The 19,597-nt window shown below is 51.2% G+C and carries 18 protein-coding genes; all 18 read right to left on the bottom strand.

The features are described from left to right. Positions 1–83 precede the first annotated feature (83 nt). Positions 84–1,022: an FUSC family protein gene (locus KNO69_RS08310; RefSeq protein ID WP_214817335.1), complete on the bottom strand. Its 939-nt coding sequence runs from the start codon at positions 1,020–1,022 to the stop codon at positions 84–86. Beyond that, positions 1,019–1,849, bottom strand: a complete 831-nt coding sequence (locus tag KNO69_RS08315) for a hypothetical protein (protein ID WP_214817338.1) — start codon at positions 1,847–1,849, stop codon at positions 1,019–1,021. The genes KNO69_RS08310 and KNO69_RS08315 overlap by 4 nt, the downstream gene beginning before the upstream one ends. A gap of 89 nt (positions 1,850–1,938) precedes the next feature. Continuing rightward, positions 1,939–2,565, bottom strand: coding sequence for an orotate phosphoribosyltransferase (pyrE, locus tag KNO69_RS08320; protein WP_214817341.1), 627 nt, complete (start codon positions 2,563–2,565; stop codon positions 1,939–1,941). Further along, a complete protein-coding gene (gene pyrF / locus KNO69_RS08325) occupies positions 2,549–3,253 on the bottom strand; it encodes an orotidine-5'-phosphate decarboxylase (RefSeq protein WP_214817343.1) in 705 nt (234 codons plus the stop codon). The genes pyrE and pyrF overlap by 17 nt, the downstream gene beginning before the upstream one ends. Beyond that, a complete protein-coding gene (locus KNO69_RS08330) occupies positions 3,228–4,154 on the bottom strand; it encodes a dihydroorotate dehydrogenase (protein WP_074037305.1) in 927 nt (308 codons plus the stop codon). Before KNO69_RS08330 ends, pyrF begins: the two co-directional genes overlap by 26 nt. Beyond that, the gene (locus KNO69_RS08335) at positions 4,151–4,870 is read right to left on the bottom strand and encodes a dihydroorotate dehydrogenase electron transfer subunit (RefSeq protein WP_214817345.1); all 720 of its coding nucleotides are present in this window, start codon (positions 4,868–4,870) and stop codon (positions 4,151–4,153) included. Before KNO69_RS08335 ends, KNO69_RS08330 begins: the two co-directional genes overlap by 4 nt. Then, the gene (gene carB, locus KNO69_RS08340; protein WP_078146662.1) at positions 4,867–8,070 is read right to left on the bottom strand and encodes a carbamoyl-phosphate synthase large subunit; all 3,204 of its coding nucleotides are present in this window, start codon (positions 8,068–8,070) and stop codon (positions 4,867–4,869) included. The genes KNO69_RS08335 and carB overlap by 4 nt, the downstream gene beginning before the upstream one ends. A 1-nt stretch (position 8,071) precedes the next feature. Continuing rightward, the gene (locus tag KNO69_RS08345; RefSeq protein ID WP_168169840.1) at positions 8,072–9,154 is read right to left on the bottom strand and encodes a carbamoyl phosphate synthase small subunit; all 1,083 of its coding nucleotides are present in this window, start codon (positions 9,152–9,154) and stop codon (positions 8,072–8,074) included. Further along, entirely contained in the window at positions 9,132–10,412 is a 1,281-nt protein-coding gene (locus KNO69_RS08350) for a dihydroorotase (protein ID WP_214817347.1), read from the bottom strand. Before KNO69_RS08350 ends, KNO69_RS08345 begins: the two co-directional genes overlap by 23 nt. Next, a complete protein-coding gene (locus KNO69_RS08355; protein ID WP_078146659.1) occupies positions 10,409–11,323 on the bottom strand; it encodes an aspartate carbamoyltransferase catalytic subunit in 915 nt (304 codons plus the stop codon). The genes KNO69_RS08350 and KNO69_RS08355 overlap by 4 nt, the downstream gene beginning before the upstream one ends. A gap of 129 nt (positions 11,324–11,452) precedes the next feature. Further along, the gene (locus KNO69_RS08360; protein ID WP_214687909.1) at positions 11,453–12,757 is read right to left on the bottom strand and encodes a uracil-xanthine permease family protein; all 1,305 of its coding nucleotides are present in this window, start codon (positions 12,755–12,757) and stop codon (positions 11,453–11,455) included. A 48-nt stretch (positions 12,758–12,805) separates the two neighbouring features. Continuing rightward, a complete protein-coding gene (gene pyrR, locus KNO69_RS08365) occupies positions 12,806–13,339 on the bottom strand; it encodes a bifunctional pyr operon transcriptional regulator/uracil phosphoribosyltransferase PyrR (protein ID WP_015881323.1) in 534 nt (177 codons plus the stop codon). Positions 13,340–13,538: 199 nt separating this feature from the next. Then, on the bottom strand, positions 13,539–14,450 hold the full coding sequence (locus tag KNO69_RS08370) for an RluA family pseudouridine synthase (protein ID WP_015881322.1): 912 nt from the start codon (positions 14,448–14,450) through the stop codon (positions 13,539–13,541). Next, positions 14,450–14,923: a signal peptidase II gene (lspA, locus tag KNO69_RS08375; protein ID WP_078146657.1), complete on the bottom strand. Its 474-nt coding sequence runs from the start codon at positions 14,921–14,923 to the stop codon at positions 14,450–14,452. The genes KNO69_RS08370 and lspA overlap by 1 nt, the downstream gene beginning before the upstream one ends. A 57-nt stretch (positions 14,924–14,980) precedes the next feature. Continuing rightward, positions 14,981–17,707 carry an isoleucine--tRNA ligase gene (gene ileS, locus KNO69_RS08380; protein WP_214817349.1) on the bottom strand — a complete coding sequence of 909 codons (2,727 nt, stop codon included), beginning with the start codon at positions 17,705–17,707 and terminating at the stop codon, positions 14,981–14,983. 276 nt (positions 17,708–17,983) lie between these two features. Next, on the bottom strand, positions 17,984–18,532 hold the full coding sequence (locus KNO69_RS08385; protein WP_214817351.1) for a DivIVA domain-containing protein: 549 nt from the start codon (positions 18,530–18,532) through the stop codon (positions 17,984–17,986). Between the two features lie 18 nt (positions 18,533–18,550). Next, complete coding sequence (locus tag KNO69_RS08390; protein ID WP_078146656.1) at positions 18,551–19,321, bottom strand: YlmH family RNA-binding protein; 771 nt, start codon at positions 19,319–19,321, stop codon at positions 18,551–18,553. A 3-nt stretch (positions 19,322–19,324) separates the two neighbouring features. Next, positions 19,325–19,594, bottom strand: a complete 270-nt coding sequence (locus tag KNO69_RS08395; protein WP_015881317.1) for a YggT family protein — start codon at positions 19,592–19,594, stop codon at positions 19,325–19,327. Positions 19,595–19,597: the final 3 nt, after the last annotated feature.

A 19,597-nucleotide genomic window follows, 5' to 3' on the forward strand; every position in this document is an offset into this window, starting at 1 on the left:
GCCGGAAGGACGAGTTCGAACATGTTATTTGTCAACAAGCTGGACCCGTCATGATCATGGCGGGTCTTCTACGTGTAGAGGGTTCACGTTTTCGGATCATGCTTGAACGCCTCGAGCTGTTCATGATAGTCGAGCAAATGCCCGTATAAAATTTCTGAAACGGATAAATCTTCATGTGGAAGTTTGAAGAGCGAATAGGGCTTGTCACATGTATAGAGAATGTCGTGATGATGCGCTAGTAAATATAAAAATTCTGACTCAAATGCCTGACGCTCTTCCTCGCTCATCAAAAGGAAAGCTTCTCGATGCTCGGCGAGACTCTCTAGCAACAAGACCAGCTTGTCTTCAAGGTGAATCAACAATCGGTACTGTTTGATTGTCATATGCTTCAATTTGACGTTCGTCACTTTCATATCCTCTTGGAGCATCATATGAAGCTCTTGATGGCCAAGGATGCGGGCTCGCGTCTCGAGCAGCTCTGCCGGGGAACCGACGAGCTCTCGCCAGTGATGGAACAAGTAAGAAGAAGTCTTACGTACCTCGTTCAATAACCGGTCCTCATAACGAGGAGGCATGAACGCGTAATTGACACCGAGTGAAACGAATACACCAACCGCCGTTAATAGAGAACGGGTCCACGCATAATGGAAAAAGTCCGATGTAGGACTTTCGAGCATCATGACGATGGCAAATGCCGCATACGTCGACATGTGGGTTTTATCGAACGTCGTGTTAAGCGTGAGCGAAACGATGACGGCTAATCCAATCGAGAGGGGATTGACACCGAACAAATAGACGATGAAGAGCCCGCACATAAGACCGACGACCGTTCCGAATATGCGACTGAATACGATTTTAGACGATCGCTTGACGGTCGGTTGCATCGCCACAACTGCTGCGATGGCTCCCATCCCTGAATAAATCCCGAAGATATACCACGAGATGGCGACGGTGATGGCGACGGCAATTCCAGTTTTTAACGTACGTAACCCGATTTTCGGGATGTATCGTTGCCCATTCATTTGAGTTCGACCTTTCCTGTCTCAGAAATCAGTTCCACCACCGGTCGATTCGATGTCGACAATTGATACACACCCGGTTCGACTTCTTCGTAACGGTCGCTACTCGAGACTTTTCCGGTCGTCGTCACGTTCACTTGTCCTGTCGCATGTTTCGGCGCGTAACTGAGCGTCCCGGCTTCCGTCTGGATGGTCATCGCTTGATTGACGACAACATCGCTGACGGTCGCATGACGATAAGAGCGAATGTCACCGTTCACAAGTCGTACCGATTCGATGGTCGTATCGCTTTTCGATTCAATCCGTAGACGATCACTATCAATCTGTTTCAAATTGACGGCATTCACATCCATGACAATCGTCTTCGCATTCAACCCTTGTCCTGTCACCTGCTCCGCTCCTAGATGAACCGATGTCATCGAGCTCGGCAAAGCGACTTTAATCTTATAGCGCGACGGTTCATCACTCGCTCGACTTCCGAAATAGCTGAACCATCCATATCGCTCGACGACGTAGATGGTATCCCCGACTGACTTGACTTTGATGCGGCGTTCTTTCGAATTAGTCTGCATCACTTCAATCTGTACCTTTTCATTTGGACTACGAACGAATTCCACATTCCCATGGTATGTTTCGAGTCGCAATTTCTTCATTTGATATCGGTCTTCATACTGGTCTCCTAGCGCTAATAAATGGCTGAACACAAATAAATTCACTAAAAAGAGCGCTGGAATGATTATCAAGACGAGACCGAAGGCGACTTTACGATGTTTTGGAATTGCACGAAATCGTGCGTTCCATGTCTTCTCTTTGCTTCTTGAATACGCCATATGCCTCTCCTTTTCGAATCACTTCCGTTATTTTACCATGAAGTATGACATATGCCGAATCGAAAAAGAATCCGCCCGAAGGTGGATTCTTAAGAGGTGACGAGGTCGCTCCAGGCACGAGGATCTTCTTGCCAGTCGCGAAGCGAATCGAGCTCCGAACGGTTTAGAACGCCCGTACTCTCTGCCACTTCAATCAATTCTGAGAACGTTGTCAACGATGTTGCCGTCAGATCTGCATCGCTTAGATTCTTCTGAAGAACCGGTAATCCGTACGAGAAGATGGCTTGAATCCCAATGACGTCACCACCCGCCTGACGAATCGCCTTCGCCGCATCGATACTTGACATCCCGGTCGACAATAAATCCTCGATGACGAGCACTCGAGCGCCTGCCTCGAGTTTCCCTTCAATTTGATTACCTTTCCCATGCCCTTTTGCACTCGACCGGATATAAATGAACGGGAGACCGAGTCGGTCAGCGAGCAACGCCCCGTGAGGGATACCTGCCGTGGCCGTCCCTGCAATCACATCGACTTCAGTCGGATTCACTGACTTCACCAATCCATCGACAATGACTTGACGCACATTCGGAAAACTGAGTGTAAGTCGATTGTCGCAGTAGATTGGACTCTTCAATCCGCTCGACCATGTATACGGCTCAGTCGGTGATAGTGTGACGGCTTCAATCTGTAAAAGTGCCTCAGCGATTTGTTTCATTCATTTGTCCCCATTCCTTCATAAATTGGTCGTACATGGCCATCGGATCAGTCGCACGTGTAATCGGTCGACCGACGACGATTGAGTGAACACCCGCCAGTCTCGCTTCATACGGCGTCGCGATACGGACTTGATCATCCTCGGTTGCACCGAGTCGGATGCCCGGTGTGACCGTCATGAACGTGTCCCCGAGTTTCTGATGAATCGCTTTCGCTTCCTGGACGGATGCGACCACTCCGTCAAGTCCCGCCTGTTTCGCGAGTGTCGCTTGTCTGAGAACGGCTTGATCGAGTCGTCCGGCAATCCCGAGCTCTGTCTGCATCATTCGCTCATCTGTCGACGTCAACTGTGTGACCCCAATCAATCGAGTCGTATCATTCTCTTGGCGTAACCCGTCTAACGCATAGCGCATCATCTTTTCGCCACCTAATGTGTGGACATTCGTCACAGCCACCCCGAGTTTTCCGATTTGTCGCATCGTACGGCGTGCCGTCTCCGGGATATCGTGTACTTTCACATCGAGAAAGACCGGATAACCCCCGTCGACCAATTCTTCGACAAAGCGTGCGCCTTCCCGATAAAAGAGTTCCATCCCGACTTTAACAGCCGGTCGGTTTGAAAATCGTTTCAACAAATGAAACGCTTCGTCCCGCATTTCCACGTCAAGGGCGAGATACAAGTTGCGCATAGGCCTTCCCCCTCACATCCAAAATATGTTCGATTCCGAGTGAATCAAGTCGTGCCGGTAACGCTTCAATGATTTCCTGACAGACGTATGGATTTTCAAAGTTCGCCGTCCCGACGGCAACGGCAGAAGCCCCCGCGTAAATAAACTCGAGCACATCGTCGACCGTCCGAACCCCGCCCATGGCGATGATAGGAATGTCGACCGCTTGTGCGACTTCATACACCATCCGGACCGCTACCGGTTTGATGGCCGGACCGGATAACCCACCGATTCGGTTCGCTAAAATCGGTCGACCTGTCTCGATATTGATTCGCATCCCTACGAGTGTGTTGATCATCGTCAAGCCGTCCGCGCCGGCCGCCTCGACAGCTCGCGCCATGTCCGTGATCGACGTGACGTTCGGAGACAGTTTGACATAGACCGGCTTACTCGAAGCCGCTTTGACGAGTCGCGTGAGTTCTGCGGCCATCACCGGGTCCGTCCCGAACTGCATGCCCCCACATTTCACGTTCGGGCATGAGATGTTCAATTCGATGGCTTTAATCGTCGGGTCGGCGCTGATTCGACGGGCGACTTCCACGTATTCATCTGGCGTCGAACCGGCAACGTTGGCGATGATCTCCGTGTCGAACGTTGAGAGGAATGGTAATTTTTCTTCGATGATCGCATCGACACCTGGATTTTGAAGTCCGATCGCGTTGAGCATGCCCTGTGCCGTCTCGGCGACACGTGGGGTCGGATTTCCGAATCTCGATTCCTCCGTCGCTGCTTTGATCATGATGCCTCCTAAGATGGAGAGGTCATACAGTTTCGCGAATTCCTCTCCAAATCCGAAACATCCGGAAGCCGGAATAATTGGGTTTTTTAAACGAAGACCTGGTAACTCGACATTCAATCTCATAACAGCACCTCTTCCGCATTGAATACCGGACCGTCACTACAGACTTTCACATAGCCCCCCGGTGCTTGACAGACACAGGCAAAACAAGCACCGATGCCACAACCCATCCGATTCTCGATTGAGAGATATCGTTCAGGAATGGGCGAAGTGGCAACTGCCTTTAACATCGCTTCCGGACCACAGCTGAACAACACATCGGCTTGGATGCGTGCGAGGGGGCCGGTGACGAAGCCAAGCTCCCCGTGAGTACCGTCTACTGTCGTGATGATTGTCTTACCAAGTTCACGAAAAGCATCTTCATAAAAGACGCTTTCTTTTGAATCAAACCCGAGAATCGCAATCGTTTCAATGCCCATCTCATGGAGTCGGCGTCTGACGTAGTAAAGCGGTGGGACCCCAATCCCACCTCCGACCAGGACGACTCGCTTTCCATGTTGCGCTAGGGGAAAACCGTTCCCGAGCGGACCAAGGACGTCTAGCGTGTCCCCCACTCGTTTCCCTGCCAGCTCAGTTGTCCCTTCCCCAATCACTTTGTATAAGAAGGTGATTTCGTCCCCCTCGACGTTCGCCACCGATAACGGCCGACGTAACAGACCGGACGTCTTGATGTGAAAGAACGTCCCAGGGGCGACCTCCACCCCAGGGCAACGGACTTTCATTTCCATCGTCGCTTTGGCGATTTGTCGATTGCTGACAATCGTCACGTCATGTCTCATACCATCACCCCGAACGTTGTGAATGCCGGGATGCTGACCGTTTGGAACGACAGGCTTTCAATGACTTGTAACAACGCTTCGACTGTATCGAGCGAGGTAAGGCAAAGCGTGCCCTGCTCGGCGGCCGTTCTTCGAATCAAGAACCCGTCTTTCGTGACGAGTGCATCGCGACTCGTTGTATTGATGATCAAGTCGACGTCTCCTCGCTCGATCACACTGAGCATCGTCTCACCGTCTTCTTGAATTTTCCCGACTCGACGAACACGCATCTGTTCCGCTTCGAGACAATCAGCCGTCCCACTCGTTGCCATGAGTCGGAAACCGAGGCGGTCGAAACGTTTCGCCAAGGCGATGGCCTCATCCTTGTCATGGTCGGCAATCGTCATGAGCACGTTCCCTTTCAAGGCGATGTTCATCCCTGCTGCGACGAGCCCTTTATAGAGCGCTTTTTCGAGCGTGCGATCTGTCGCCATGACCTCCCCTGTCGACTTCATCTCAGGTCCGAGCGATGGGTCTACTTCTTTCAATTTCGCGAACGAGAAGACCGGTACTTTGACCGAGATACTGTCCGACTCAGGATGAATGCCTGTCCCAAGACCGAGTTCTTTTAAACTCGTCCCAAGAATCGTTTGCGTAGCAATTCGTGCGACCGGTAACCCCGTCACTTTCGAGATGAATGGGACCGTCCGGCTCGCACGTGGGTTCACCTCGATGACATACAAGTCATCCGCATAGACGAACTGGATGTTGAGCAGACCTTTGATGCGGAACGCTTTCGCCAACTTAATCGTATAATCGACGACTTTTTGTTTCAGTTCTTCACTGAGTCGTTGCGGCGGATAGACGGCAATCGAATCACCCGAATGTACGCCGGCACGTTCGATATGCTCCATGATCCCCGGGATATAGACGTCCGTCCCGTCACAGATGGCATCGACTTCAATCTCAATCCCCGTTAAATAGCGATCGATGAGAACCGGTCGATCTTTTGAGGCGATGACCGCATGTCGCATGTACCGCTCAAGCTCAGACTGTTCATATACGATTTCCATCGCTCGTCCCCCGAGCACGTACGATGGTCGGACGAGTACCGGATAGCCGAGTTCGTTCGCACAAGCGACGGCCTCTTCCACATTTGTCGCCGTCTTTCCTGGTGGTTGAGCCAATCGTTCCGCTGACAATGTGGCTTCGAACGCCTTCCGGTCTTCGGCACGGTCGATATCTTCGAGGGTCGTCCCAAGAATTTTCACGCCGTTCGCTTCTAGCGATGCCGCCAAGTTGATGGCAGTCTGTCCACCGAATTGGACGATGACACCTAGCGGGTTCTCGTTCTCGATGACCTCCAACACGTCTTCTGTTGTCAACGGCTCGAAGTACAACCGATCGGAGATGGAGAAGTCCGTCGAGACCGTTTCCGGGTTGTTGTTGATGATGATGGCTTCGTATCCTGCATCGCGAATCGTATCGATCGAGTGGACGGTCGCATAGTCGAACTCGACACCTTGTCCGATTCGAATCGGACCTGATCCGAGGACGAGGATGGACTCCCGGTCTGTCTTCACCGCTTCGTTCTCCACTTCATACGTCCCGTAGAAGTACGGTGTCTCCGATGCGAACTCGGCTGCGCACGTATCGACCATCTTATAGACGGGACGAATGTTCCATTCTTTCCGTTTCGTACGAACCGCTTCCGTATCCATCGACAGCATACGCGCGATTGCCACATCACTGAACCCTAGACGTTTCACATCCAGCAGACGTTCTGATGTCAACGGTTCCTTAATCAGTTGTTGCTCAGCTTGCCAGATCCGGTTTAATTTCTGTAAGTAGAATCGATCGATTTTTGTCAGTTGGTGTAGCGTTTCTACCGAGTATCCGCGACGAAGGGCCTCATAGACGATGAACAGACGCTCGTCTGTCGGATGAATGAGTCCATGCTCGAGCTGTTCTGTGTCTAATGCAGAAAGTTGTGGAAGGTGAAGTTCTTCCATCCCCAGCTCGAGCGAGCGAACGGCTTTTAGCAAAGCCTCTTCTAAATTCCGACCGATGGCCATGACCTCACCCGTCGCCTTCATTTGTGTGCCTAAGCGGCGATCCGCGGACTCAAACTTATCGAAGGCGAAGCGTGGGATTTTGGCGACGACGTAATCGAGCGCCGGTTCGAACGAGGCGTAGCTCGTCTCGGTGACCGGGTTTTTTAATTCTGACAACTTGTAACCGACAGCGACTTTCGCAGCCAGCTTGGCAATCGGATAGCCTGTCGCTTTTGATGCGAGCGCTGAACTCCGTGAAACACGTGGATTCACTTCGATGACGTAGTACGTGAAACTGTCTGGGTCGAGTGCGAATTGGATGTTACATCCACCCTCGATCCCGAGTGCCCGAATGATATCGAGAGAGACGCTACGAAGCATCTGATAATCCCGATCTGACAGCGTCTGCGTAGGGGCGAATACGATGGAGTCACCGGTGTGGACTCCGACCGGATCAAAGTTTTCCATCGCACAGACGATGATGGCTTGGTCACTCGAGTCACGCATGACCTCGAACTCGACTTCTTTCATCCCGGCAATCGATTTCTCGAGCAAGACTTGCGTCACAGGACTCGCCTTTAATCCAGATTCAACGATTTGCTCGAACGACTCCCGGTCATGGGCAATCCCGCCACCGGTTCCCCCGAGCGTGTACGCAGGTCGGATGATGATCGGGTACCCGATCCGTTCCGCAAATCCCCAAGCAGACTCGAGCGTATGGACGATCTCACTTTCAGGTACGCCGTGACCAAGTTCGAACATCAAGTTACGGAACTGTTCCCGGTCTTCCGCTTGAACGATTGCAGACAGTTTCGTCCCGAGTAGCTCCACGCCACAATCTCGCAAGACGCCCCGCTTGTCGAGTTCAAAAGCCAAGTTCAAACCTGTCTGCCCGCCAAGCGTGGCAAGGAGTGCATCCGGACGTTCCTGCCGGATGATTCGCTCGACGAATTCTGGTTCGAGCGGTTCGATATAGACACGGTCCGCCGTCGTCGGATCCGTCATGATGGTGGCCGGATTCGAGTTGACGAGGATGACTTCGTAGCCTTCTTCTTTCAAGGCAAGACATGCCTGTGTACCAGCATAATCAAACTCCGCTGCTTGTCCGATTACAATCGGTCCTGATCCGATTACGAGGATTTTCTGAATATCTGGTCGTTTTGGCATGTCAAATTCCCACTTTCTGTTTGTTTTCTTGTACGAGTTGCATGAATCGGTCAAATAAGTCGTTGGCGTCGAACGGTCCTGGTGCTGCCTCCGGATGATACTGTACTGAGAAGGTCGGGTGATGGAGATGTCTTACCCCTTCGATCGTTCCGTCATTGACCGCACGGTGTGTGACGATGAGCGGTGTATCGAGCAGTGACGTTTCCTCAACCGCATATCCATGGTTTTGAGAAGTGATGGTCACGGCACCAGTCTCAAGCTCGAGCACCGGATGATTCGCGCCACGATGTCCGAACGGAAGCTTGAAGGTGTTTGCACCGTTTGCGAGAGCAATCAGCTGGTGACCGAGACAAATTCCGAACATCGGTGTCGTCGGCATCAGTTGCTCGATGAGCGGCAGTGCGGTCGGAACGTCTTTCGGATCTCCTGGTCCATTTGACAACATGATACCGTCCGGCTCATACCGTAATACGTCCTCTGCCGTCACATCGTGCGGAAAGACGACGACCTCACAATCTCGTTTCATCAACTCGCGCATGATTCCAAGTTTCGCCCCGAAGTCGATCAAAGCGATGCGAGGGCCGGTTCCCGTACTCACATAAGTCCGCTTCGTCGATACGCGTGCGACTTGATCGTTCGGCGATTCTTCATCAAAGCGGATCCGTACCTCGTCCCACGTCAACTCTCCATCGATGAGGACACCGCGCATGACCCCTTTCGCTCGTAAATGACGTGTCAACATCCGTGTATCGATATCCGAGAGCCCCGGAATGCCGAAGCGGGTGAGTGTCGCATCGAGTGTCGCCGTTGAACGGAAGTTCGAAGGCGTATCGCATGCTTCTTTTACAATCAACGCTTTTGCCATCGGAATTGTCGTTTCAAAATCCTCACGATTGACGCCATAGTTCCCGATCAATGGGTTCGTCAATACAATCATTTGGTCGCAGTATGATGGATCCGATAAGATTTCTTGGTATCCTGTCATCCCTGTCTGGAAGACGACTTCCCCCATCGTATCAGCCGGTGCCCCGAATCCTTTACCGACAAATTTCATTCCATCTTCAAGCCATAATGTTCGTTTCATCAAATCGCCCCTTATATACAATTTCGCCACCGACCATCGTCATGACCGGCCATCCGACAAGCTTTTCCCCTGCGAACGGTGTATTCTTTCCTTTTGAATAAAATGTCGTAGGATCGACCGTCCGAGACGTTTCCGTATCGATGAGAATCAGGTCCGCATCCGCCCCAACTTTCAGTTCCCCTCTTGATAAACCGAATACGTCGCTCGGACGTTTCGTCATCCAGTCGAGCAACTGACGCTCTTCCATGATGCCCGTCTTCACGAATGTCGTGTAGAGAAGTGGAAGGGCCGTCTCGAAACCGGTAATCCCAAACGGAGCCCGCTCTATCCCTTGTGCCTTTTCTTCTACTGTATGGGGGGCATGATCCGTTGCGATCATGTCAATCGTTCCGTCAAACAATCCCTCAAGGAGGGCCTGTCGATCATCCTCGCTTCGTAGCGGTGGATTCATCTTGAAGTTTGCATCGAGTCCTGGAATATCATCCTCACTCAAGACGAGATGATGCGGCGTCACTTCTGCAGTCACGTGAATGCCGGCTCGTTTCGCATCCCGAATGACACGAACCGATTGGCGGGATGAGACGTGACAGACATGATAATGACACCCTGTCTCTTCAGCAATCAAAACGTCGCGAGCGATATGGATGCTCTCTGCAAGGCTCGGAATTCCTTGAATGCCATGCGCCTCACTGAATTTGCCCTCGTGGACCGATCCGGCCTTCAACGTATTGTCCTCACAGTGGGCGACGACTGCTTTGTTCAATCGTTTCGCTTCACGCATGGCTTGTCGCATCATCGCCGCCGATTGGACACCAACACCGTCATCCGTAAAGGCGAAGGCATCTGCGAGCGATTCCATGTCGACCTGTTCTTCACCGAGCTGTCGTTTCGTGATAGCGGCGTAAGGTAACACACGTACGACCGCATCTTGTTCGATTTTTTGAAGGAGGACGTCCATTGTTTCGCGATCGTCTGGAACCGGTCTCGTGTTCGGCATCGAGCAGATGGTCGTGAACCCGCCCGCCGCGGCAGCCATCGTTCCCGTTCGAATCGTCTCTTTCGCCTCGCCACCTGGTTCACGCAAGTGGACGTGGACATCGACGAGTCCTGGTGCGAGCAGATAACCTGTCGCATCGAGCATTTCTTGTCCCGTGGTCTTCCCTTTATAGTCGAGTGATTCGATCTTTCCGTCTTTCACGTGAATGTTTGTCGTGCGTTTCGTTCCCTTGTCATACCATGTCGCGTTTTGAAGTATCATTGTTGTCCTCCTAATGCTCGATTTAAGATGCTCATCCGGGCGTACACCCCATTCTTCATTTGTGGGAAGATGCGTGACCGTTCATGTTCGATCAGACTTCCAGCAATCTCTACATCCCGATTGACCGGAGCCGGGTGCATGATGATGGCGCCTGCTTTCATTCGCTCGACGCGTTCGACCGTCAAACCGAACTGTGTGTGATACGCTTCTTTCGAGAAGACGTCTCCCATGATATGGCGCTCGTGTTGTACACGGAGCAACATGATGACGTCACATTCGCCTAGGATGTCATCGAGTTCTTTTCGCTCTAGCCCCATCGAGTCATCCCACCAAGAGGCAGGACTACAACCGACCACGTTTGCTCCGAGGCGCTTCAAGACGCTTGCGTTCGAGCGGGCGACCCGACTATGGACGAGGTCACCACAGATGGCGACGTTCAATCCTTGGAACGTTCCGAACTCTTCAAAGATGGTGACGAGATCGAGCAATGATTGGGATGGATGTTCCCCGCTCCCGTCCCCTCCGTTCAACACCGGGATATTCAACTTCTCCACAAGTTCGTGATAATAGCCCGCTTCCGGATGTCGAATGACGAGCGCGTCCACGCCGATGGCTTCGAGCGTTTTACACGTATCGTAGAGCGTCTCCCCTTTCGTGACCGATGACGTCGTCACATCGAACGGAATCTCTTGCATGTTCAAGTGGCGCTCGGCCATTTGAAACGAATTTTTCGTACGCGTCGAGTTTTCAAAGAACAGGTTTGCGACCGTTTTCCCATCAAATAGTGGGGGGAGGTCACCTTGCTTGTAGCGCAATGATTCTTCAATCATGCCCATGATCTCCTCAAGGGAAAGTGTGCCCAAACTGACGAAGTGTTTGACCGGTTTCACGTTTGTTTGCATCGTATTCATGTTCGTCTCCTCCTTTTATTAGAGGCAAAGAGAAAAGGCGCCTCTTCACCGATGTGAAGGGACGCCTTTATCTGGGCAGGGTACACCCAAATAAACGAGCCTTCACTTTGCCGACCTCACGGGATCGAATTAAAAGTTACTTGCTTGTTTCGTTTCTTCAGTTGTGTTGACTTCGACTGCTGTATCGTCTTCTTCATGCGGTAAGATGGCGTTTAACAAAATACCGACGACCGTCGCAAGCGCCATGCCTTGTACCGGGAAGCTCCCGATTTGAACCATCGCACCACCGAGTCCGATGACGAGGATGACCGATGAGATGATCAAGTTGCGCTTTTCTGCCAAGTCGACTTTGCTCTCCACCATCGTCCGTAATCCGTTCGACGCGATGACACCGAACAAGAGGATCGAGATTCCACCTTTGACCGGGTTCGGGATGGTCGAGATGAACGCTTCAATGTGACCGAGGAATCCGAAGCTGATGGCCATGAGTGCTGCGCCGGCGATGACGTAGACACTGTAGACTCGTGTGATGGCCATGACGCCGTTGTTCTCACCGTAAGTCGTACATGGTGGTCCACCGAGTGCAGAGGCAACGGCTTTTCCTACTCCGTCTCCGAGTAGCGTGCGATGGAGACCTGGGTCTTTCATCGTCTCTCGTCCGATGATTTTCGACGTGACCATTTGATCTCCGATGTGCTCCGTCATTGTGACGAGCGCGACCGGAACGATGGCGAGAAGGGCCCCGACTTGCCACATCGGCATGTAGTCGACGAACACCATCGTGAAGTCAGGAAGTTGGAACAGGCTGGCTTGTTGAATCGGTGAGTAATCGATGATGCCGAATGCGGCTGCGACTGCGTATCCTCCAACGATTCCAAAGAGGATCGGGACGGCACCCCAGACACCTTTCAGCTTCGTCATGGCGAGCATCGTGATTCCAAGTGTAAGCAGGGCAGTCGTCATGAACGTTCCGTTATAGGCACCGTCTTGATTCATCGACATGTCGATGGCGACCGGTGCGAGCGAGAGTCCGATGACCATGATGACCGGTCCGACGACGACGGGTGGGAGCAATCGGAGCAACCAGTTGACGCCCGTTTTATAGATGATCAAGGAAACGACCCCGTATACAGACCCGGCGACGATTCCGCCGAAGAGTGCGGCTTCGACACCCCATTGCTGGCTGACCGCTATAATCGGGGCGATGTAGGCAAAACTTGAACCTAAGTATGTTGGGACTTTGAAGCGTGTAATCGCTAAGAATGAGAGCGTGGCCACGCCGGAAGCGACGAGGGCGACCGATGTATTTAATCCTGTCAAAATCGGGACTAAAATCGTCGCTCCGAACATGGCGAAGACGTGTTGAAGGCTGAATAATAGCCATTGTGGAAAGTGAGCTGGACGCTCGTGGATGTGTAGAACAGGTTGTTTCATTTTGAATTCTCCTTCCTGGCCTCTCTGGACCACCTTAAAGGTATGCGTTTATTGCTGATGGATCGTGACTTCATCCGCCGTGTCGACTTCACTGAGTCGGACAACGACTTGCTCGGACTTGGACGTCGGAACGTTCTTACCGATAAAATCTGGTCGAATCGGGAGTTCCCGATGGCCTCGGTCAATCAAGACAGCGAGTTGGATATAATCCGGACGACCATGGTCGACAAGCGCGTCCATTGCGGCACGAACTGTTCGACCGGTATAGAGGACGTCGTCGACGAGGACGACCGTCTTTCCATTGATATCATGGGGTAGCTCTGTCGCTTTGACTTCAGGGTCTAACGACTTCTTCGATAAGTCATCCCGGTAAAGCGTGATATCGAGATTGCCGAGTGCGACCGGCTTGCCTTCAATCTCCTCGATTCGGCGAGCGAGTCGGTCAGCGAGCGTCTCGCCTCTCGTCTTGATTCCGACGAGGACGACGTCATCGATTCCTTTGTTTCGCTCGATAATCTCGTGTGCGATTCGGGTCAAGGCACGACGGATGGCTGACTCATCTAAAATGACTGATTGTTTCACGTGATTCCTCCTTCCAAACTTCAGTAAAAAAGAAGACTCCCTCATCCGGCTGGAAAGGGAGTCTTCATCAAAAACGGCATACGACTGCCGGGGTTGAATTGACGTACATGTGACCGCGGTCACAATCCTTTCACAGCCTCTCTGGACTGGGTTTAAAGGTGTTATGCTTCCTAGACTATAAATCGGAATGTGACAGAAGTCAACGAGTTTTCTCGATTTTATCCAATTTTGCGAGTTCCGCATTGAAGTCTTCTGGTAATGGGGCCTCAAACTCCATCCATTCTTTCGTACGTGGATGGTGGAACCCGAGCGTTGCCGCATGGAGCGCTTGACCGCCTAAATCAATCGTGCGGCGTGGACCATATTTCGGGTCACCGGCGAGCGGATGACCGATATAACGCATGTGTACACGGATCTGGTGCGTGCGTCCCGTTTCTAATTTACACTCCACGAGCGTGAAGTCTTTATAACGTTCGAGTAAACGGAAGTGTGTCACGGCTTCTTTTGCGTTCCGGTCCGTCACGGTCATACGCTGACGATCATTCGTATCACGACCGATCGGAGCTTCAATCGTTCCGAGTTCGTGAACGAGTTCACCATGGACGAGCGCGATATACTCCCGTTTGATGGTCTTGTCTTTCAACTGGCTCGCGAGCGACTCATGAGCCAAGTCATTTTTAGCGACCATGAGAAGACCCGTCGTGTCCTTATCAATCCGATGGACGATTCCGGGACGTTTGACTCCGTTGATGCCCGAGAGGTCATCGCAATGATAAAGTAGCGCATTGACGAGCGTCCCTGACGTGTGACCGGCTGCAGGGTGAACGACCATCCCGCGTGCCTTGTTGACGACGATGACGTCTTCATCTTCAAAGACGATCTCGAGCGGAATGTCTTCAGGCAACACTTCGAGTTCGACCGCTTCCGGCACATTCACTTCTACTTCATCCCCCACTTGAAGCTTGTAGTTCGCTTTCACGGCACTACCGTTGACGAGGAGGGCCCCCGTCTTGATCCATTCCTGTACTTGCGAGCGTGACCATTCACCACGGTCACTGACCCACTTATCAATCCTTGCCTTTTCATCGGCGACAAAAGTATACGATTCCATTACGATTGTCCCCTTTCTTTGTGTAATTTTTCTTCAAATAAAATCCCGATGACCATCAAGATGACACCGAATGTGAGTGCCATATCAGCCACGTTAAAGATTGGGAAGTTGTATCCGAACGGATACGTATCGACAAAGTCGACGACTTCGCTCCGGAACAAGCGATCGATAAAGTTACCGATGGCACCGGCTAACAGTAATCCGACACTATATCCGAGGAGCTGATAGCCGTTCACTTCTTTGTGCAAGAAGTAAACGAGTCCGGCAACGACGAGGATGGTGATGATAAAGAAGAACGCCATCTGTCCTTCTAACATCCCCCAAGCCGCTCCTTTGTTGCGGTAGGACGTCCAATATAACAAGTTCGGGATGACTTCAATCGATTGACCAATTGTCATCGTCTGAACGACCACCCATTTTGTGAGTTGATCGATCAAAATCAAGATGAGCGCCAATCCATAATATCGTTTCATATGCGTCTCCTTTCAAGCCGTTAAGAAACCGGAGTGGGGACGCCACTCCGGTTCGTCTTAACCGATTACTGATGCACAGCGCGGGCAAAGCTCTGGATGCTCTTCGTTTTGTCCAAGCTCTGTCGAGTATGTCCAACAACGTGCACAAGCGGCTCCATCTGCTTTCATGACTGTGATTTTCGTCGTCGCATAATCGACGTCTGCCGTCTCAGCCCACTCCACTTGCGATACTTGAAGCAGTTGGCTGACGTTGTCGATCGTGTTCAACAAGTCGGCAGTCTCTGCTTTTGGTGCGAGAATCAACTTCGCCTCGAGCGGTTTCCCGATCAACTTCTCGCCACGTGCGATTTCAATCGCTTTGAGGACATCGTCACGGAAGACGAGGAATTTCGACCACTTCTCGAGTAATGCCGTTTCGTCTCCTGTGAGCGCGCTCACTTCTTCTAAATCCGTCAAGAAGATGCTTGCTTCTGACTTTCCAGGCACTTCTTTCCATGCCTCATCGGCAGTGTGTGGAAGGATTGGAGCCAATAGTTTCGTCAAGAGGACGACGGCATCGTACATGACAGTCTGAACGGCACGACGACGGAGATCGTCTTCACGTTCGATATATAGGATATCTTTTGTGAAGTCGAGGTAGAACGATGACAACTCGTTGACACAGAAGTTATGAACGAGGTGATACACGGCCATAAAGTCAAACTCATCATATGCTTTGACAACTTTTGTCTGCAATTGTTTGAGCTTCGTCGCCATGAAGCGGTCCGCTTCCGGCATATCGTCGAATGCGACACGCATCGATGGCTCGAACCCGTTCAAGTTCCCGAGTAAGAAGCGAATCGTGTTACGCATCTTCCGGTAAACTTCTGACACCTGTTTGAAGTTATCGTGTGACGCACGTACGTCCGACTGGTAATCGACGGATGCGACCCAAAGGCGTACGATTTCTGCGCCATACTGCTTCACAAGATCGTTCGGTGCAATCGTGTTACCGAGCGATTTCGACATTTTGCGTCCGTCCCCATCGAGGACGAATCCGTGACTCAAGACATTCCGGTACGGTGCTTTCCCAGTCGTCGCAACGGCCGTCGAGAGTGACGAGTTGAACCAACCACGATATTGGTCCGATCCTTCAAGGTAAAGGTCTGCCGGACGACGAAGGTTTTCGCGTTCTTCTAATACACCAGCGTGTGAAGAACCTGAATCGAACCAGACGTCCATGATGTCGAGCTCTTTACGGAATTCACCGTTCGGACTGTTAGGGTGAGTGAACCCTGCAGGGAGAAGATCTTTCGCTTCACGCTCATACCAAACGTTTGAACCGTGCTCACGGAATAAGTTGGCGATGTGGTCGATTGTCTCGTTCGTGATGATTTCCGTTCCATCTTCCGCATAGAAGATTGGGATTGGAACTCCCCAGGCACGCTGACGGCTGATGACCCAATCTCCACGGTCACGGACCATGTTGTAGAGACGTGTCATTCCCCATTCAGGGACCCAGTTCACTTCCTCAATCTCACGGAGCATGTCTTCACGGAAATCTTTGATGGACGCGAACCATTGTGGTGTCGCACGGAAGATGACCGGCTTCTTCGTACGCCAGTCATGCGGGTACGAGTGTTTGATGAACTTCAAGTTGAGCAAGTAGCCGTTCTCTTCAAGCTTCAAACCAATTTGTTTGTTCGCATCTTCGTAGAAGAGACCTTCGAAACCAGGGGCTTCGTCTGTCATATAGCCACGGTCATCCACCGGGCAAAGGACGTCTAATCCGTAAGCCTGTCCGACGCGATAGTCGTCTTCCCCGTGTCCAGGTGCTGTGTGTACGAGTCCAGTCGCATCCGCAGTGACGTGGTCGCCAAGGATGACGAGTGACGTCCGGTCATACAATGGATGTTGGGCCGTCATGTACTCGAAGTCACGTCCGTTCCAAGACCCACTCACTGTGTAATCCGTCCATCCGAGTGCTGCCGTCACTTCTTCAACGAGCGTTTCCGCGACGATATAGCCTTTTCCTTCATGTTCGATACGCGTGTAAGTCAACTCGTCACTTACCGCGATTCCAAGGTTCGCCGGGATTGTCCAAGGCGTCGTCGTCCAGATGACGAAGTGATCGTCTGACGTCAACGTATCTTTACCGTCCACGACACGGAACGCCACGTAGATAGCCGGTGATTTTTTATCGTAATATTCAATCTCTGCTTCCGCGAGTGCCGACTCGGAAGATGGTGACCAGTAAACCGGTTTTTTCCCTTTGTAGATATAACCCTTCTCAGCCATCGACCCGAACAAACGAATCTGTGCCGCTTCGTATTCAGGAAGGAGCGTGATGTATGGGTTCTCAAAGTCTGCGAGAAGACCGAGACGTTTGAATTGTTCGCGTTGCGAGTTCACTTGCTCCATCGCATACTCTGCACACTTTTCACGGAATTCCGCGACTGTCATTTCCTTACGATTGACGCCTGCTTTTTGAAGGGCGTTCTCGATTGGAAGACCGTGCGTGTCCCATCCTGGAATCATTGGAGACTGATAGCCGTTCATCCCTTTGAAACGAACGATGATGTCTTTCAATACTTTGTTCATCGCGTGTCCCATGTGGATGTCACCGTTCGCATATGGAGGTCCATCATGTAAGATATATTGTGGTTTCCCAGCATTTTTTTCTTGTACCTTGTTGTAAAGGTCCATATCTTCCCATTCTGTTTGCATCGCTGGCTCGCGCTTTGGTAAATTCCCACGCATCGCGAATTCTGTGTTTGGCATTAATAGCGTGTCTTTGTAGTTCATCGAAACTCCTCCATCAACATTTTTTAGAAAACAAAAAAAACCAACCCATCCCTGATAGGGACGAGTTGGTTGACTCGCGGTACCACCCTACTAGTCTCATCATCATGAGACCGCTCTCGGTAACCGATAACGAGGTCAGGCGGTCACGCTTACTTCAGTTCAGCGTGACGACTCATAGGGGATACCGATTCAAGTCTTTCTCCTAGGCTCTCACCGTCCCTAAGTCGCTTCGTAGGTATGACTCGATCGACGCGTCCTACTCAACGTGTTGATCATTTATCCGTGTTGTTCTTCATTACTTGTGACTTCGTCGTCATTATACGCAAGTTCTGTTCTATCGTCAAGAACCGTCTGCACAGGCGGTTCCCCGACAATCGTTTCCCATTCCGTACTGTTGAGAAGTTCCATTTGCGCATCGACGAGGACGCGGAAGCGTGTCCGATACAACTCGACTTTCTTGAGCATTTGAACGACTTCTCGTTCAGCAAGTTGCTCTTTGCGCGCCGCTTCCTCTTCACGAGCGAACGCTTCACGTTCCGCTTGTTTCAAGATGAGACTCGCTTCTTTTTGAGCATTGTTCTTCACTTCTTCCGCCGCTTCCTGCGCGACGATAATCGATTTGTTCAACGTATCTTCCATCGAGGAGAAGTAGTCAATGCGGGCTTGCATATCGTTGACAAGTTCTTCATACCGTCGATTCTCACGAATCAATAGTTCGAACTCTTTAATGATTTGATCTAAAAATTCATTGACCTCATCGATGTCGTACCCACGAAAACGGGAAGAGAATTCTTTATTATGAATATCAATCGGTGTCAACGCCATTCGACTTTCCTCCTAATTTCAACGTATGGTGCCATACTGGATTTTAATTTTTTCACGTTTGGTCGATCCGAGAATCTCCATCAATTTGATGCGACCATATCCACGGACGGATAAAAGATCATCCGGTTCAAGGATGAAGCTCGCGTCTTCAATGACTTTATGATTCACTTTACAGTCGCCATGTTTGACGAGCGCCTGCGCTTTTTGCCGAGAGATGTTAAGCACCTCGCTTGCGACCGTATCAAATCGTAAGGAAGAGACGATGCCGAACCCTTCGATCCATTCGGTCGCAGGGACGACAAGAACCTCGTCTTTTGGCACGGAAGAAATGCGAACTCTCGCTTTTCCGACACGTTCAAGATTCATTTCAATGAACCCGACCGCTTCACGCGTCGTCGCAAATTGTACAATCTCATCGTCAAGAACGACATCTCCGAACTTTTGACGTTTCAGTCCAGCGTTCAGCAATGTCCCTGTCACTTGTCGATGCGTCAAGTCCACGAATTTTGTTGGGTACTCGATTCGACGGATCTCAATCTCAAAATCATCTGGATTGAGTTCATAGTAATCCGGCGCTAAAATCAGACGACGTCGTTCCGCGCCTTCAAATCCGCCATCATCATGAATGACAAGTTGTTTCCCGACGAGTTGTTTGACGATTTGCTGTTCACGTGGATCTAGAAAATCCGTCAATTTCAACACATAGCTATTCTCCACTTGTTGTACCCAGTCGAGCACTTGTTCAACGAACGCGCGTTCACTTGGTCGATAATGGTCATAGACGCTCATACGTCACCCAAAGATCGCAGCGATTCCGGCTTGGGCCATACGAAGCACGAACAGCGCAACGATTGGGGAGATATCAAGCATCCCACCAATCGGTGGGATGATCCGGCGAAACGGCGCCAAGAACGGTTCACACAAAAACGATAAGATTTGACCAAATTTAGATTCGCGTGCGTTCGGGAACCATGATAATAAAATATAGCCGATGAGGACCCAACTATAGATACCAAGTAGATCGCTCAACGTGTTGCCTAAGGCAGGGATTACGTTTTCCATTCA

The sequence above is a fragment of the Exiguobacterium sp. s131 genome (genome assembly GCF_018617345.1).
GTDB classification, from domain to species: Bacteria; Bacillota; Bacilli; order Exiguobacteriales; family Exiguobacteriaceae; genus Exiguobacterium; species Exiguobacterium profundum.

What these genes read in the sequence shown, in the direction of transcription:
- pyrF (WP_214817343.1), bottom strand. Translation starts at nt 3,253, where the DNA reads ATGCGCAACTTGTATCTCGCCCTTGACGTGGAAATGCGGGACGAAGCG.
- KNO69_RS08345 (WP_168169840.1), bottom strand. Translation starts at nt 9,154, where the DNA reads ATGAAACGAACATTATGGCTTGAAGATGGAATGAAATTTGTCGGTAAA.
- KNO69_RS08355 (WP_078146659.1), bottom strand. Translation starts at nt 11,323, where the DNA reads ATGAATACGATGCAAACAAACGTGAAACCGGTCAAACACTTCGTCAGT.
- KNO69_RS08330 (WP_074037305.1), bottom strand. Translation starts at nt 4,154, where the DNA reads ATGAGATTGAATGTCGAGTTACCAGGTCTTCGTTTAAAAAACCCAATT.
- lspA (WP_078146657.1), bottom strand. Translation starts at nt 14,923, where the DNA reads ATGAAACGATATTATGGATTGGCGCTCATCTTGATTTTGATCGATCAA.
- carB (WP_078146662.1), bottom strand. Translation starts at nt 8,070, where the DNA reads ATGCCAAAACGACCAGATATTCAGAAAATCCTCGTAATCGGATCAGGA.
- KNO69_RS08315 (WP_214817338.1), bottom strand. Translation starts at nt 1,849, where the DNA reads ATGGCGTATTCAAGAAGCAAAGAGAAGACATGGAACGCACGATTTCGT.
- ileS (WP_214817349.1), bottom strand. Translation starts at nt 17,707, where the DNA reads ATGAACTACAAAGACACGCTATTAATGCCAAACACAGAATTCGCGATG.
- KNO69_RS08310 (WP_214817335.1), bottom strand. Translation starts at nt 1,022, where the DNA reads ATGAATGGGCAACGATACATCCCGAAAATCGGGTTACGTACGTTAAAA.
- KNO69_RS08360 (WP_214687909.1), bottom strand. Translation starts at nt 12,757, where the DNA reads ATGAAACAACCTGTTCTACACATCCACGAGCGTCCAGCTCACTTTCCA.
- KNO69_RS08395 (WP_015881317.1), bottom strand. Translation starts at nt 19,594, where the DNA reads ATGGAAAACGTAATCCCTGCCTTAGGCAACACGTTGAGCGATCTACTT.
- KNO69_RS08350 (WP_214817347.1), bottom strand. Translation starts at nt 10,412, where the DNA reads ATGATACTTCAAAACGCGACATGGTATGACAAGGGAACGAAACGCACG.
- pyrE (WP_214817341.1), bottom strand. Translation starts at nt 2,565, where the DNA reads ATGAAACAAATCGCTGAGGCACTTTTACAGATTGAAGCCGTCACACTA.
- KNO69_RS08385 (WP_214817351.1), bottom strand. Translation starts at nt 18,532, where the DNA reads ATGGCGTTGACACCGATTGATATTCATAATAAAGAATTCTCTTCCCGT.
- KNO69_RS08370 (WP_015881322.1), bottom strand. Translation starts at nt 14,450, where the DNA reads ATGGAATCGTATACTTTTGTCGCCGATGAAAAGGCAAGGATTGATAAG.
- KNO69_RS08335 (WP_214817345.1), bottom strand. Translation starts at nt 4,870, where the DNA reads ATGAGACATGACGTGACGATTGTCAGCAATCGACAAATCGCCAAAGCG.
- KNO69_RS08390 (WP_078146656.1), bottom strand. Translation starts at nt 19,321, where the DNA reads ATGAGCGTCTATGACCATTATCGACCAAGTGAACGCGCGTTCGTTGAA.